This window comes from Marinomonas posidonica IVIA-Po-181 (assembly GCF_000214215.1).
GTDB lineage: Bacteria > Pseudomonadota > Gammaproteobacteria > Pseudomonadales > Marinomonadaceae > Marinomonas > Marinomonas posidonica.
The window spans coordinates 3553259-3568328 of record NC_015559.1; the positions used below are offsets into that span (position 1 = coordinate 3553259).

14 protein-coding genes are annotated in these 15070 nt (G+C 46.3%); 5 read left to right on the forward strand and 9 right to left on the reverse strand.

From position 1 onward, the window contains the following. The first annotated feature begins 74 nt into the window (after nucleotides 1-74). Both MAR181_RS16385 and MAR181_RS16390 read left to right on the forward strand, forming a co-directional pair. Complete coding sequence (locus tag MAR181_RS16385) at nucleotides 75-452, forward strand: gamma-butyrobetaine hydroxylase family protein (RefSeq protein WP_013797723.1); 378 nt, start codon at nucleotides 75-77, stop codon at nucleotides 450-452. A 29-nt stretch (nucleotides 453-481) separates the two neighbouring features. After that, nucleotides 482-1099: a ubiquinone biosynthesis accessory factor UbiJ gene (locus tag MAR181_RS16390; RefSeq protein WP_013797724.1), complete on the forward strand. Its 618-nt coding sequence runs from the start codon at nucleotides 482-484 to the stop codon at nucleotides 1097-1099. 2 nt (nucleotides 1100-1101) lie between these two features. Here MAR181_RS16390 and MAR181_RS16395 read toward each other — a convergent pair whose 3' ends face one another. The 4 genes from MAR181_RS16395 to ilvA form a co-directional block, all read right to left on the reverse strand. Further along, nucleotides 1102-1962, reverse strand: coding sequence for a DMT family transporter (locus tag MAR181_RS16395; RefSeq protein WP_013797725.1), 861 nt, complete (start codon nucleotides 1960-1962; stop codon nucleotides 1102-1104). 41 nt (nucleotides 1963-2003) lie between these two features. Further along, a complete protein-coding gene (locus tag MAR181_RS16400; RefSeq protein WP_013797726.1) occupies nucleotides 2004-2969 on the reverse strand; it encodes an asparaginase domain-containing protein in 966 nt (321 codons plus the stop codon). 124 nt (nucleotides 2970-3093) lie between these two features. Then, complete coding sequence (gene argS / locus MAR181_RS16405; RefSeq protein WP_013797727.1) at nucleotides 3094-4827, reverse strand: arginine--tRNA ligase; 1734 nt, start codon at nucleotides 4825-4827, stop codon at nucleotides 3094-3096. Between the two features lie 129 nt (nucleotides 4828-4956). Beyond that, entirely contained in the window at nucleotides 4957-6462 is a 1506-nt protein-coding gene (gene ilvA, locus MAR181_RS16410; protein WP_013797728.1) for a threonine ammonia-lyase, biosynthetic, read from the reverse strand. Nucleotides 6463-6742: 280 nt separating this feature from the next. Between ilvA and rpiA the strand changes: the two genes are divergently transcribed. Then, nucleotides 6743-7414, forward strand: coding sequence for a ribose-5-phosphate isomerase RpiA (gene rpiA, locus MAR181_RS16415; protein WP_013797729.1), 672 nt, complete (start codon nucleotides 6743-6745; stop codon nucleotides 7412-7414). A gap of 160 nt (nucleotides 7415-7574) precedes the next feature. After that, nucleotides 7575-8534, forward strand: a complete 960-nt coding sequence (locus MAR181_RS16420; RefSeq protein WP_013797730.1) for a class 1 fructose-bisphosphatase — start codon at nucleotides 7575-7577, stop codon at nucleotides 8532-8534. Nucleotides 8535-8877: 343 nt separating this feature from the next. Here MAR181_RS16420 and MAR181_RS16425 read toward each other — a convergent pair whose 3' ends face one another. Then, nucleotides 8878-9987 carry a permease gene (locus MAR181_RS16425; protein WP_013797731.1) on the reverse strand — a complete coding sequence of 370 codons (1110 nt, stop codon included), beginning with the start codon at nucleotides 9985-9987 and terminating at the stop codon, nucleotides 8878-8880. A gap of 168 nt (nucleotides 9988-10155) precedes the next feature. Here MAR181_RS16425 and MAR181_RS16430 point away from each other — a divergent pair, with 168 nt between their 5' ends. Then, nucleotides 10156-10458 carry an ArsR/SmtB family transcription factor gene (locus MAR181_RS16430; protein ID WP_013797732.1) on the forward strand — a complete coding sequence of 101 codons (303 nt, stop codon included), beginning with the start codon at nucleotides 10156-10158 and terminating at the stop codon, nucleotides 10456-10458. 34 nt (nucleotides 10459-10492) lie between these two features. Here MAR181_RS16430 and MAR181_RS16435 read toward each other — a convergent pair whose 3' ends face one another. From MAR181_RS16435 to MAR181_RS16450, 4 genes are read right to left on the reverse strand one after another with little or no spacing between them, the layout of a single operon-like run. Further along, nucleotides 10493-11689, reverse strand: a complete 1197-nt coding sequence (locus MAR181_RS16435; RefSeq protein WP_049782776.1) for a M20 family metallopeptidase — start codon at nucleotides 11687-11689, stop codon at nucleotides 10493-10495. Between the two features lie 51 nt (nucleotides 11690-11740). Next, nucleotides 11741-13174, reverse strand: coding sequence for a M20 family metallopeptidase (locus MAR181_RS16440; RefSeq protein WP_013797734.1), 1434 nt, complete (start codon nucleotides 13172-13174; stop codon nucleotides 11741-11743). A 50-nt stretch (nucleotides 13175-13224) separates the two neighbouring features. Beyond that, nucleotides 13225-14058, reverse strand: a complete 834-nt coding sequence (locus MAR181_RS16445) for an ATP-binding cassette domain-containing protein (RefSeq protein ID WP_013797735.1) — start codon at nucleotides 14056-14058, stop codon at nucleotides 13225-13227. Beyond that, the gene (locus MAR181_RS16450; protein WP_013797736.1) at nucleotides 14058-15053 is read right to left on the reverse strand and encodes an ABC transporter ATP-binding protein; all 996 of its coding nucleotides are present in this window, start codon (nucleotides 15051-15053) and stop codon (nucleotides 14058-14060) included. The genes MAR181_RS16445 and MAR181_RS16450 overlap by 1 nt, the downstream gene beginning before the upstream one ends. Nucleotides 15054-15070: the final 17 nt, after the last annotated feature.

Genomic DNA, 15070 nt, shown 5'->3' on the forward strand with positions numbered 1-15070 from the left:
CAAATTGCCTATTGAAGCGTAGCAAGCATTCGACTGAATGCTTGCTCCCTTCTGTGACCGGAGTGGAACACACCATGCTCACCCCAACCAAAATTCATTACCATAAACAATCTCGTGAACTTGAGCTGGCCTTTTCTGATGGCCAAACCTGTCAATTGAGTGCCGAGTTTTTACGGGTTCACTCCCCCTCTGCCGAAGTTCGAGGCCATGGAGCGCAAATGCCCATCCTCCAATATGGTAAAAAAGATGTGTTCATACAAAACATCGAAGGCGCAGGGAATTACGCTCTAAAAATCACCTTTGACGACGGTCATGATTCTGGTCTCTATACTTGGGAATACTTACATAATTTGGGTAAAAACCATGATCAGTTGTGGCAAATGTATTTAGCACGTCTTGAAAAAGAAGGTAAGACGCGGGACACTTCCGTGATTCAAATCCATCAAAGTTAAACGATATTTTCAAATTAGGAAAACCTGTCATGGGCTCACTCAGCTTATCCGCCATTAGTGCGATTGAACATGGTATTAACCTTGCCCTTCAGCAAGATACACCTTCTCAGCAAAGGTTAAGCAAGCTCGCGGGACAGCAGGTAATTCTGTACGTTGAAGATTTCTCACTCATCTTACAAGTGCATATCCTTGAACAAGGCGTCATGTTGCACAAGCCTGATAATCTAGAGGATATCGAACTCGACCCTAAGTTAGATACACTAGTACAGGGACCAAGCTCAGCCTATCGTAAACTGCTCGAAGGCGATGGCTTCTTTGATGGGGATTTACGCATCCAAGGTAATGCACAAGCCCTGATGACCTTGCACAAAGTGATGGAAAACTTCGAGTTGGATTGGGAAGGTTTATTGGCAGATCACATTGGCGATTTGCCCGCCGCTACCCTGGCACGTTTACTACGAGTTCAATGGTCGTGGAGCAAAGAATTTGCCACCCAAGCACGAATCCAACTGGTGCAACATTTACAGTCTGACAGCCAGTTACTGCCAAGCAAGATCGAAGTGGATGCGTTTGTGGATCAACTGGAAAATTTTGGCACTCAACTTGACCGTTTTGAAGCCAAGCTCAGACTGCGTGAAAACAAATAACATTAAGCCTTTAGTCGACTAAAATAGACGCCAGCAATGGTGATAACGAAGCCAATTACCTGCACCATTGTCATGGTCTCAGAGAACAAGAAATAACTTTCCACGGCGGCGAGTGGTGGCGCTAACAGCAGCAGCATAGCGACTTGTGATGCATGGATTTTTCTCAGCAACCAAACCATTAAAAACACACCTCCACCAGACAACACCACAGCCCCCCAAAATAACAATAGATAGGATGACCATTGGGCCACAAAGACATGCTCTCCTAACATCCACACAAAACCAAACGCCACCACACCTGCGGCTAAGTTCTGGATGCCCATGGAAACAATGATGTCAGACGAAGCGATTGACATTTTCTGATAGATGGCACCAAGGGATAAAGCCAAAATAGCTCCAACAGCAAGGCAAAGTGTTAATAGAGTCACACCACCGTGACTCATGTCCAACTCCAACGCGGGAGAAATGACCAAAACCAAACCAATAATGCCAATCAGCATGCCTAACATGCTCAAAAAGGACGTCTTTTCTTTGATCAACAGAAACGCTAAAAAGGTGACTAAAACGGGTTGGAGAGCGCCTATCAACGCCATGACACCTGCCGGTAAACCTTTGGCAATGGCCACATAAGCGAGGCCAAGGTACAAACCACTCATTAATACCCCAGCCAATATTTGTTGAGGCAATTCTTGTCTTGACGGAAACGTCCGACGCTGCCAAAGCGCCAGCGCAAAAAACAACAGGGCGGCCAAGAAGAAACGAATGCCCAAATAGATATTGGGATCCATCAGACCAACAATCAGCTTACCTGTGATGAAACCTGTGGACCAAATTAACACTAAAAGCACATAAAGAAAGACCATATAATTCCCTATATCAATCGCTGCCTGTGCCTAAATGAATGTCAGAATTCGCGTTTTATTTCTTCTGCCTTCAAGCCCAAACCAATCAGAAAGTGCAACTTAGCGAAAGCCGCTTCATAGGTCATCGCCTCACCAGAGACCACACCCGCGTTCACCAAAGCCGACCCAGCCGCATACGCGCCAGCAACCACACTGCCCGCACCACATTGGCTGACATTAACGATGACCACGCCCCGTTCACTGGCTTGCTGCAATACCGATAAGAGTTCGGCGTCTTTATCGGGGGCATTACCCGCACCATAGCTCAACAGCACAGCACCTTGCACGGATTCATTTAATAAACCGCGCCAATGTTCCGCTCGAACCCCTGGAAAAACAGGCAATAAGGTCACCGCTCCAGACGCCATATCAGGAATACGAATCACACAAGGCAGGTCAAGAACTTGACCTTCTCGCCACTGCCAATCGATTCCAAGCACACCTCGTTCAGCACGATTCGGAGAGTGAAAGGCTTGCCAATCACTGGTATGCGCTTTGTGAGCACAATCGCCCTCAATCAAACGCCCAGCAAAGAATAAAAACACACCTCGAGCAACAGACTCGCAAGCGGAAATGGCGCCCAACACATTGTTCATGGCATCGGTTCGCACTTTATACATAGGCACTTGTGAGCCTGTTACGACTATGGGCTTATCACTTTTCTCAAACATAAAGCTCAGGGCCGCAGCGGTATACGCCATGGTATCTGTACCATGAAGCACAATGAAGGCATCAAACTCATGCCATTTACTTTGGATGTCTAAGGCAATGGTCTGCCAGTCTCTCGGAGTCGCGTTGGAAGAGTCAATCAACTCTGCATAACTTTGTATCACAAAGTCATGTTGCAGCTCATCAGAAGGGGTTAAATGCTCACTTAAATGGTCTGCAAAAGCCGCATCTGGGATCAAGCCTTGTGATGATGGCACCATGCCAATCGTACCACCGGTATAAGCAATGTATATTTTCATCTCGTTCCTCTTTTCGCCCTTATATCGGCACAGCACATTTCAATGCAGAGATAAAAAAGGCGCGAATCCTAATGAACTGCGCCTTTTTCACCAAATTAACCACTCATATAATGAGCGATATAAGTTACATTCTTTCTAAGGTTTCAATACCTAACAATGATAAACCAAGTTGTAGTGTTGAAGCTGTATTCAACGCCAACTGTAGACGGCTATTTTTAACGTCTTCTTCCGCGTTCAGGATTGGGCAAGCTTCGTAGAAGGTCATGAAGGTGCCTGCCAATTCGTATAGATACGCGCATAAGAAGTGTGGCATACCATCGTTCGCTACCTGCTGAATGGCCTCTTCAAACTGACACAGTTTCATCGCCAACGCACGCTCTTGACTTGCTTCGACTTTGATTTCACCCGTTAACGACGCGACATCCATCTCAGAGCGTTTCACAATGCTGGCAACACGAGAGTAAGCGTACAACAAATACGGCGCTGTATTGCCCTCGAAACTCAACATAGTGTCCCAGTTAAACACATAATCACTGGTACGGTTTTTCGATAAATCCGCGTATTTAACCGAAGCGATTCCGACCACTCGACTAATATTACGAAGCTCTTCTTCACTCATGTCAGGATTCTTAGAAGACACTAACTGATAAGCTCGTTCTTGCGCTTCTTCCAATAATGAAGACAATTTCGCGACGCCACCAGAACGAGTTTTGAAGGGCTTACCATCACTGCCCATCACAGTACCAAACGGCATATGTTCTAACTGAGTTTCTGGTTTCACGAAACCCGCTTTACGAGACAAGGTAAAGATCTGCTGAAAGTGCAAAGATTGGCGAGCATCAACAAAGTACAATACGCGGTTGGCTTCTAATGTGTGCTGACGGAAACGTACAGCCGCCAAATCTGTGGTCGAATATAAGAAACCACCACCGGTTTTTTGTACAATAATCGGGGTAATTTCCCCTTCTTTATTGGCGAATTCTTCTAAAAACACACATTGAGCGCCTTGATCTTCCTTCAACAGATTTTGCTCGGTCAGTTCATTGACCACATTCTGTAAGTCATCGTTGTAAGCACTTTCTGGCATCACATGCTGACGCTCTAAAGACACACCCAACATTTTGTAGGTTTCTTCACAGTGTGTCAGAGAAATGTCGATAAACTCATCCCACAAGGCCAAACAGTCTTTGTCACCTGATTGCAAGGCCACAACCAATTCACGAGCACGATCTGCAAACCCAGCATCGTCATCAAAACAAGTCTTAGCGGTTCGATAGAAGGTCTCCAAGTCCGACAGCGCCATGCTAATCTCGGCCTTTTCAGAACGTAAACGCTCCATGTAAGCCAACAACATGCCAAACTGTGTTCCCCAGTCACCCACGTGGTTTTGACGCACCACTCGGTGCCCTAGAAACTCTAAGGTACGGACAACGGCATCACCAATGACCGTTGAGCGCAAATGCCCTACGTGCATTTCTTTCGCCAGGTTTGGAGAAGAATAATCCACCACCACGGTTTCCGGTGCCGCAACACTTGGTACATCTAGGCGCTCACTTTGGCGCAGTGCCACGAGCTCTTTGCCTAACCAAGCATTCTTTAAGAAGATATTAATAAAACCAGGGCCTGCGATTTCGACTTTTTCCGCGATGTCGGACAAATCCAAACCATCAACTACTTTTTGCGCCAATTCGCGAGGATTCATCTTAAGACTTTTGGCCACGCCCATAATGCCATTGGCTTGGTAATCACCAAACTGAACCTTGGCAGATTGACGAGTCAGTGCTGGAGCTGTTTCTGGCGCACCAGCGGCTACCATAGCGGCTTGAATGCGTTGATTTAGAAGCGTTTGAATATTCACAGGAAAACCTTTAAACAGTTAACATGCCTTTGGGTTGGCATATCAAAATCACAAACCCTCCACTTGCCGAGCAAGCAGAGGGTTTAAATAAGAAAATTAGTGGCCTAATAATAACCGATTTGCCGCCGTTTAGCGAAAGAACAGCTGGCAAGCCAAGTTATTATTTTCATCCTGATAAGGATAGCCCAACTCATCCAAATAATGAGTCACATCGGTTTCTTCACCGACCGCTTGCAAACCAACCAATACTCGGCCATAAGCGTCACCATGATTACGATAATGAAACATGGAAATATTCCACTGTCCACCTAAGGTGTTGAGGAATTTCAACAAAGCCCCAGGGCGTTCTGGGAACTCAAAACTGTATAGCAATTCCCCTTTTTGACTGCGTAAGTGGCCGCCAATCATATGACGTACATGCACCTTGGTGGTTTCATCATCGGTTAAATCAATGATTTCGTAATCTTTTAGATCGTCCAGCAGTTCTTGACGACTGTGAGGGCTTCCGCCCAATGCCACACCAACAAAAATAACCGCTTGCTGATCATCACCGTAACGATAATTAAATTCCGTGATATTTCGGCCAACTAACGCTTGGCAGAAGTCTTTAAAGCTGCCAGGAGACTCAGGGATTTTAACCGCAATAATGGCTTCACGCTTTTCCCCTAGCTCCGCACGCTCCGACACATGGCGAAGGCGATCAAAATTGACATTGGCACCACTGTTAATGGCGATCAATGTCTGACCTTTTGCACCTTCACGTTCAATGTACTTTTTCAATCCAGCCAAGGCACAAGCACCAGCAGGCTCGGTAATCGCACGAGTATCATCATAGATGTCTTTGATCGCCGCGCACATTTCATCGGTCGTGACCGTGATCACTTCATCGACTGTGTCTTTGGCAATGGCAAAGGTGTTGTGACCAATTTCAGCGACCGCAACCCCCTCAGCAAAAATGCCCACTTGAGCAAGACGAGTCGGTTCACCTTTTTCCATGGCTGTTTTTAAGCAAGCAGCATCTTCAGGCTCTACGCCAATAATTTTGATATCAGGACGTAGATACTTCACATAAGCTGCAACCCCAGCGATCAAACCACCACCGCCAACCGGTATGAAGATGGCGTCAATCTTGCCTTCATGCTGATGTAAAATCTCCATACCAACCGTGCCTTGTCCGGCAATGGTATCCACATCATCGAAAGGGTGAACATAGGTTTGTCCGGTCTGCGCCATGATCTCTTTCGATTTGGCGGACGCCTCATCAAAAGCATCACCAAACAGCACGACTTCCGCACCATGGTTGCGCACGGCGCTGACCTTCACTTCCGGAGTCGTCGCTGGCATCACAATCGTCGCTTGCACACCCAGCTTTTTAGCGGCTAAAGCCAAACCTTGCGCATGGTTTCCTGCCGATGCGGCAATCACCCCTTTGGCTCGTTCAGCATCGGTGAGCTGACAAATTTTGTTATATGCCCCACGAATTTTGAACGAGAAAACGGGCTGTAGGTCTTCTCGCTTCAAAATAATCTCATTACCCAATCGATTCGATAATTGATTGGCACGAGACAGTGGCGTTTCTACAGCGACGTCATATACGCGCGCCTGTAGAATCTTTTTGATGATGGTATGAGGCATAATGTTTCCTAAGAAAATAACATTCGTCAGAACGAGACTGGCACCCAACATCATTGGGGAAACCAAGTCTAAAAATAGAACATCGCAATATACCTGCTCGACTCAACTCTCGTAAAGGCGAAAGCCTCTGAATCTGCAAAATAGCCAGCATAAATCTAAGTTGTTTTGGCTAACATTCAATTAGAGAAGGGAATATAATAACGCCACCACCAGAGGAAGCTTACCAAAAGAGTAAGCTCTACCCACTTTCTCATTCAACGATAATAAAGGGCTCCCCCTCATGACCCAAGATGAGTTAAAACAAGCTGTCGCGGAAGCGGCCGTTAACTACATTCTCCCCTTACTCGAAGACGACACTATTGTCGGTGTTGGCACAGGCTCAACGGCCAACTTATTCATTGATGAATTGGCCAAACACAAGAGCAAGTTTGATGGCACCGTGGCCAGCTCCGATGCCTCAGCTCAGCGCCTAAAAGATCACGGCATCCCAGTTTACGATTTAAATGGCGTTGATCAAATCCGTGTCTATGTAGACGGTGCGGATGAATCTAACCATCATTTACACCTTATTAAAGGCGGTGGCGCTGCTCTGACCCGTGAAAAAATCGTGGTCGCTTGCAGTGATGAGTTTGTTTGTATTGCTGACGAGTCCAAGTTAGTCAAAGTATTAGGCGACTTCCCTTTACCTGTTGAAGTGATTCCCATGGCGCGCAGCCACGTTGCTCGCCAACTGGTGAAACTCGGCGGTGATCCAGTCTACCGTGAAGGTGTCGTGACAGATAATGGCAACCATATTCTCGACGTTTACAATCTTGAGATTCTTGATCCAATTAAACTTGAAACTCAGATTAATGCCATTGTCGGTGTCGTCACCAATGGTTTATTTGCGGCCCGCCCTGCTGATGTGTTGTTACTGGGGACGCAAGAGGGTGTGAAAACCATCAAACCCTAAGCAATCAATAACCAGCAAAAGGACCAAGTCATTGGTCCTTAAATTGATCGCATGAAATGGTTTACTAAAAATCATCTTAAAAAAGTGCCGCTCTAGCTGACTCCGGCATGATGCAGTGGCATAATTTCTGACATCAATAAATACAAAGGAAATGCACAGCATGCAAACCCTCACACAGGTTTTGAAAGCCTCCACCACGCCTTCGGCTCTACAAGATGTATTGATGACAACCACGAACACTTGTATTGATATTTGCAACGCACTTCACAAGGGCTCTCTTGCCGGTATTCTGGGGGTTGCTGGAAATGAAAATGTGCAAGGAGAGGAACAAAAGAAACTCGATATCATCTCTAACGACATGCTTAAAACCGCGTTATTAGCCTGTCCAGAGGTTCGAGCGGTTGCATCAGAAGAAGAAGACGATATTGTTCCTGCTAATACCGCCGGCGAATATTTAATCGCTTTCGACCCATTAGATGGCTCATCCAACATAGACATCAATGCCATGGTGGGTACCATTTTCTCCATCTACCATGATACCGGTAGTGACGCGGCAACCGAACAAAGTTTCCTAAAACCAGGGACAGAGCAAGTCGCTGCGGGTTACGTTCTTTACGGTCCATCCTGCATGCTGGTACTGACCACAGGCCAAGGCGTGCAAATGTTTACGCTTGATCCTGAAAAAAATGAGTTTATTCAGACTCAAAGTAAGGTCGAAGTCCCTGCGGATACACAAGAATTTGCCATTAATATGTCTAACCAACGTTTCTGGTCAGCCGCTATGCAAACCTATGTAAATGATCTTGTTGCAGGTGCCACCGGCACCCGTGAAAAAGATTTCAACATGCGTTGGGTTGCCGCTATGGTCGGTGACGTACATCGTATTTTGTGTCGAGGCGGTATCTTCATTTACCCTTGGGACAGCAAGTCACCCAATCGAGCCGGTAAATTGCGTTTGATGTATGAAGCAAACCCTATGGCCATGCTGATCGAACAATCAGGTGGTAAAGCACATACACACAGTCAACGCATTCTTGATATCCAGCCAGAAGGCATTCACCAGAGAGTGGCGGTGATTCTTGGCGCAGCAAACGAAGTGGATAAGTGCCTAAGTTATTAACATAAAATAAAAAGTCTAGCGCCCAGCTAGACTTGTGAATAACCACTTAAGTCACTAAAGCATGCAATAAAAGACCACAGGACAAAGCAGACTGTAGAAATCAAGCTGCTTTGTCCATGGCACCTTCCTTATTCACAAAGCATTCCAAACAATCAGCAAAACAACACTGTCCCCACAGGCCTCGTTCCGCATAAGGTTGGTAAGCCCATGGATAAGGAGTTTGGTAATAACTTAACCCCAACGATCATAGGTGCAATTGGACAAAATATGCCGGTTATTGTTGAGACCTAAGATGTCTCTCACTTATGAATTACGAGACACATTACAAAGCTCAAATCCTTATCTAAATAAGCACTCCAAACACCCCCCCAAACAGAACAGACCCAACAAAACCAATGGTTAGATAGGCGATAAAGACTTCTTTCTTAACCAAACTCCACACCGCTGTCATCGCTGGAATAGAGCTAATCGCTCCCGCAGTCATAAAAGCCATCGCCGCCCCCGTTGTCATGCCTTGATTAATAAAGCCTGCAATTAGAGCTGGTGCGGCATAACCATTTAGGTAAGCAGGCATACCTACTGCGGCGCCAACGATAACCGAAAACAGTCCGTCCCCCCCCACAATCTGACTAATCACTTCAGCAGGAATATACAAAATCAAGAGGGCTTCAAGTACATAGGCAAACATCATCCATTTAACGAGAAACACTATATTCTCCTTCATCTGCTCGATAAATGTCTGTCGTCTTTGACTCTCTTCCCAGAACCGCCATTGCACACCAGAGGAGGTAATGGTGGTACAACACGTTCCAACTAATGGGGTAGATTTTAGCGGAGAAGCAAAGCTAGAGTGGCGCATTAACGCCTTTATACCGAAACCTCCAAGAAGCCCAAGACCAACGGCGATAATGGCTTTCCCTATTGCAAAAGGCCAACCTAGTGCGCTGGCAGTAATAATAAGGGCTGGCGGATCAATAAGGGGACTTGAAAGCCAAAAAGCCATCACTGCAGGTAGAGGTATACCAATTGCCAACAGCCCAGAAATAAACGGAATGACCTCGCATGAACAAAACGGCGCTAATCCTCCAAAAACAGCAGCCAGTAAAATCATCCGGTTCTCTCGACCATCAAAGGCCTTCGCTACTAACGACTCCGCACCGGTAGACTTTAAGTATGCGATCATCAAAACAGCAAAAACAATAAACGGTAGTGTTGCTATGAATGAGGCACTCGCGATCGTAAAAAATTCCGAGAACGCAAAACGATCTAACATAAAAACACTGGCAGAAATAAGTGCTATAGCAGACCAAGGGGTTAACAGTTTTTTGATGTAATACGTTACATCTTTGTTCGTCGACGTACGGCAGGCTGTCTCACAGCAGCTCGATTCCACAGAAGACTGCTCATCTCCGCTTCCAATTTCCACTCCAGTATTTGCTGTTTGATTACTCATAATCACACTCTCATAAATAGCCAGAAAATAAATCCATAATTCTACAAATGTAGAAATATATTATTTCTACAATTATAGAAATGTCAAATTATTTCCATGCTATTAGAAATATTGATCCATAAAATGGTATAAATGTATTCGAACATATCCACATAAAAAGGAAATCTCTTGTCAATTGAAGTCATTGCGGAAAAGCTGGCAGAGCTTGGACACCCTACTCGTTTAGCCATCTTGAAACATCTAGTGAAAGCCGGGAACACTGGCGCACCAGTAGGTGAAATTCAGGAACAATTGGACATTCCTGGTTCCACTTTGTCACACCATATATCGCGGATGGTCAGGGTAGGACTTGTTGAGCAAGTAAGAGAGAGCCGAACCTTGTACTGCTTTCCAAAATTCGACGCCCTAAACGAAGTAATCCATTATTTAACAGACGAGTGCTGTATTAATGAGGAGCCTCAAGAACACTAAGAATAATGTTTAGTCATTGAGATCAGTGCGGCAATCAAAGCAATAAAATACTTTTCGCGACGGCTTGTGTCCTTGGTACAAACGTATCCATCAAACAATACTCATCCTCTGTGTGCATTTTCGCCCCCACAGGACCCGTTCCGCATAAGGTGGGCACGCCCATAGACGAGGTAAAACCCGCATCAGAACAACCGCCTGTAAACTCACCCTCAACAGAAAAACCAACTGAGTTTGCCTGACGTTGATAATGCGCCAACACAACGTCACTCATTGACGCTTCAAAGGGCTGAAATTCTGACAAGATTTTTATCGTTGCGATGGCGCCTTCGATCACTGGCGTTTCAATAATGGCATTAATTTGGGCTTTGGCTTCTTCGCCTTGCTCTAGTGTCATGAAGCGAAGGTCAAGACGTGCCGTTGCCGTTGGAGCGACGGTATTTGAAGACATCCCACCACTGATAAGACCTATGTTCGTGGTGATGCCTTTGTCATAATCGGTCAATGCATGTAACGATGTTACGAGTTGAGCCAATGCACCAATTGCACTGATACCATCCGCATGGTTTACGCCCGAATGAGCCGCCCTTCCAGTCACTTGGATTTCAAAGCTCGCTCCCCCTTTACGCGCCGACACCACATTTCCACTGATGCGTCCGGGTTCGGCATTAAAAACGGCTTTCGCTCCGGCTACACGGTCACGAATAACAAAGCGACCTTCTGGCGAGCCAATCTCCTCGTCTCCGGTAAACAAACCAATAACAGGAGACGGTAGCTGTTGAATGTCGCTGGTTTTCAATAAATGTTGCAAACCTTTCAATACAAAACAATTCAGTACCAACCCAGACTTCATATCCGCAACGCCGGGGCCAAAAGCCTTCATGCCATCTCGACTGAATCGTCGAGTTTCCAATGTGCCTTTAGGGAATACGGTATCACGATGGCCCATCACAAAAATCGCAGGGGCATTGGCATTTGTTTCGTTCACCCCAACTTGGGCTTCCAATACATCTCCTGAATTTTCTAGAGCATGCCAAGTACAAGCAATGCCGTCTTCCACCAGCCAAGATTCCATCAACTTTCCGGCTTCATCTACGCCTGTTTTGTCATAGCTATTAGAATCAACATTTACCAACGCTTCAAGACAATCAATCATCGCGTCTTCTTGCGTTGCAATCCAATCACAAAGCAAATCGGCGTAGTTATCTAGCTCAGAAGCTAATCTTGATGTCATGTTATCGACTTTCCTACTAACAACCTTATCCATGTAAATATTCCTTAGTAATTAATTGCTTTTAGATGCGTTACGAGCCTGACGAATGTGCTCACCTTGCTCGGATAGATCCCAAAAAAGTCCTGTCATTATTTGCAATGCTTCGCGACACACGGGTGCTAACACATGTTCGTTTGGCGCATGTTGACTGCATGCGGGATACGAATGAGGCACCCAAACCGTCGGCAATCCGAGAATGTCAGAAAACACATAATTGGGAATCGAGCCCCCCAAATTAGGCAGCAAAGCGGTTTTTTTATTGGTCGTTTTTTCCAGCGATTTAAGCGCCCAATCTACCCAAGGGTCATCTGGGTTTAATCGAGTCGCGTGCATGGGTTCCCCATTTTGGGAAACCTCTACATCGTCAAACCCCTGCTCCGTTAAGTGAGTACGGATATTTTTTAGGAAGTTATCGCTGTCCGTTCCGACGACGAAACGAATTTGGCAATTCGCTTTTGCGTACCCTGGAATGGCGTTCACAGGGTTATCTGGGTTGCCGGTTTTGCAGGCAAGCATCTCAAGCGTGTTCCAGCCAAAGACTTGTTCGGCAGGTGACAGTTCCGGCTCTCCCCATTCAAGGTCAATGTCCGGATTGTTCTCATCCAAACCCACTTTAATATCTTGTAGAGCCTCTCGAACCGCATCGGGTAACTCATTCGGCAGCAATGATGGAACACGTATTCTGCCTTTGGCATCCACCATAGACGCCCATGCGTGAGCTAGACGCGTTCCCGCATTGCTAAGCAATCCCCCCCAGTTACCTGAATGGTGAGCACCTTCTCGCAAGTTAACGGTCAAATCGAAATTAAAACCGCCACGAGAACCAAGAAACACAGTAGGGGAATTGGCGTCCAGTCTAGGCCCATCTGACGCGAGAAAAAGATCGGCTTTCAGAGCTTCCTTGTGCAAGGTACAAAATTCCGTCAAACCAGGAGAACCCACCTCTTCGCCCGTTTCGATTAACACTTTCACATTAAAGCCGAGCTTGCCGTCTTTTGCGTTCAAGACCGATTTTAAAGACGCGAGGTTGATCGTATGTTGCGCTTTATTGTCTGCCGCACCACGCCCATACCAACGATCGCCTGTCGCGGTTAACGTCCAAGGTGATAAGCCTTCTTTCCATTGATCATCGTACCCAAGTACAACATCACCGTGCCCATAGGTTAGCAGTGTCAACGCACTCGGATCTTCTATACGTTCAGCAAATAAAAATGGCCATGAGCCCGGCGCCTCTTCCTCAGTAACGGGGTTAGGTAATATTGAAATTTTGAATCCCATGGCTTCAAGCTCAGGGGTCATCACATCTTCTAAATAGGTATAAAGCGGCTGAAAATCCTTGCGGTTTTGGCTCTCACTTTTTATCGCAACACGCTGACTTAACGCGTCAAAAAACTCGCCAGAGTCAAAATACGACTCTGACGCAACAATACTTAATTGGCGACTCATCTTGTCTCCTTAGTAGATAGGATAGCTTTACGACATGAGGTATATGGCTTTTAAGACGCGTTTGCCCATGCACTGTCATCCTGTAATTCAGGTAACCCTAAAGAAGGCTCTGGTGTTAAAACAGATGACAACAATGCTTGTGTGTAAGGGTGTTGTGCATTACAGAAAATATCCTCTCGGGTTCCCTGCTCGACAAGCTTGCCACGGTACATAACCGCCACTCGATCCACTAAATGTTCCACCACACCTAAGTTGTGGCTGATAAACAAATAAGTCAGACCCAGCTCTTGTTTCAGATCCATCAATAGATTTAGGATTTGTGCCTGTACAGAGACATCCAACGCCGACGTCGGCTCATCACACACCAAAATACTGGGTTTCAGTATCAATGCCCGAGCAATTGCGACACGCTGGCGCTGACCACCTGACAATTGTCCCGGATACTGATCCAATAAGCGCTCGGGTAATCCAACCAAATCACTCATCTGCTTAACGGATGCTTGTTGGCTTCTTTTATCCCCGACTTTATGCAGCTGAAGAGGCAAACTAATGATCTGACGAATGGTTTTACGAGGATTCAGAGAGGAATACGGATCCTGAAAAATAGGCTGCAACTGTTTGGCTAATGCAAAGCGATTGCCGTTGCTGATGACCTGATCATTGACCAACACACTGCCGTCTGTCGGCGGCAACAGCCCTAAAATCATCTTGGCTAAGGTACTTTTACCACAGCCAGATTCCCCAACTAATCCCAATGTTTCGCCCGGTGGAATGCGTAGCGAAACACCGTCAACGGCTTTAAGTGTCGTCGGCGCACTGAACACACCGTTTTTCAGTTGAAAATGACGTGATAGGTCGCAAAGTTCCAATGCATATTGTGGCATTACACCGCCTCCTTTAAGGATTCAACTGAGACTGGGCAACGCACTTGATGACTAGAAGGCGCAGTAAACTCTACCAGTGTCGGCGTGTCGGTTGCGCATCCCTTTGTCGCATGTTTACATCGGTTTCGAAAGGCACAACCCGCTAAATCACCAATCAAACTCGGCACGACCCCTGGAATGGATTCAAGATGACTTCCCGGCGCCGTTTTCCCTGGGATAGGAATGCAACTTAGCAAGCCTTGCGTGTACGGATGGCTTGGATTATTAAAAATATCGTTCGTTAAGCCCGTTTCCACGACTTGACCTGCGTACATCACCGCAACTCGGTCAGCGATACGTGCCACAACGCCCAGATCGTGCGTTATGAAAACGACAGCCGTTCCAAATTCCTGCTGCAGCTCACGAATCAATCGCAAGATTTGTGCTTGAATGGTCACATCCAAGGCAGTTGTGGGCTCATCTGCAATGATGAGATCAGGCTCACACATTAGGGCCATAGCGATCATAACCCGTTGTCGCAGCCCGCCTGACAACTGATGAGGATACTGACTAAGGCGCTTTTCTGGATAAGGTACCCCAGCACGTTCTAATAAATAGATGGCTCGTTCTTCGGCTTTGTCTTTAGTCAGCCCTTTGTGTCGCATAATGCCTTCACAAAGCTGGTTTCCTAATGTGTAGGATGGATTCAGCGATGTCATAGGCTCCTGAAAAATCATCGACATTCGCAACCCACGAACGCCATTGCGCTTTTTCTTCGAAAGAGACAGCAAATCCAGACCATCAAACTCCATTTTGTCTGCTGATACCTTTGCTTTTTTGGGTAACAAGCCCATAAGCGCCATTGACGTCATGGATTTACCGCATCCTGACTCGCCGACAATACACAGCATCTCACCTTTTTCTACCGACAGGTCAATGCCACGCACCGCACGCAATGTTCCATTGGCAGTCGGTAAATCAACCTGAAGATTTTTAACCTCTAAAACTCGACTCATTTAACCTTTCTCCTGCC

Excerpts from the sequence above, each read along its gene's own strand:
- MAR181_RS16385 (WP_013797723.1), top strand. The coding sequence starts at position 75 with ATGCTCACCCCAACCAAAATTCATTACCATAAACAATCTCGTGAACTT.
- MAR181_RS16390 (WP_013797724.1), top strand. The coding sequence starts at position 482 with ATGGGCTCACTCAGCTTATCCGCCATTAGTGCGATTGAACATGGTATT.
- MAR181_RS16395 (WP_013797725.1), bottom strand. The coding sequence starts at position 1,962 with ATGGTCTTTCTTTATGTGCTTTTAGTGTTAATTTGGTCCACAGGTTTC.
- MAR181_RS16400 (WP_013797726.1), bottom strand. The coding sequence starts at position 2,969 with ATGAAAATATACATTGCTTATACCGGTGGTACGATTGGCATGGTGCCA.
- ilvA (WP_013797728.1), bottom strand. The coding sequence starts at position 6,462 with ATGCCTCATACCATCATCAAAAAGATTCTACAGGCGCGCGTATATGAC.
- rpiA (WP_013797729.1), top strand. The coding sequence starts at position 6,743 with ATGACCCAAGATGAGTTAAAACAAGCTGTCGCGGAAGCGGCCGTTAAC.
- MAR181_RS16420 (WP_013797730.1), top strand. The coding sequence starts at position 7,575 with ATGCAAACCCTCACACAGGTTTTGAAAGCCTCCACCACGCCTTCGGCT.
- MAR181_RS16425 (WP_013797731.1), bottom strand. The coding sequence starts at position 9,987 with ATGAGTAATCAAACAGCAAATACTGGAGTGGAAATTGGAAGCGGAGAT.
- MAR181_RS16435 (WP_049782776.1), bottom strand. The coding sequence starts at position 11,689 with ATGACATCAAGATTAGCTTCTGAGCTAGATAACTACGCCGATTTGCTT.
- MAR181_RS16440 (WP_013797734.1), bottom strand. The coding sequence starts at position 13,174 with ATGAGTCGCCAATTAAGTATTGTTGCGTCAGAGTCGTATTTTGACTCT.
- MAR181_RS16445 (WP_013797735.1), bottom strand. The coding sequence starts at position 14,058 with ATGCCACAATATGCATTGGAACTTTGCGACCTATCACGTCATTTTCAA.
- MAR181_RS16450 (WP_013797736.1), bottom strand. The coding sequence starts at position 15,053 with ATGAGTCGAGTTTTAGAGGTTAAAAATCTTCAGGTTGATTTACCGACT.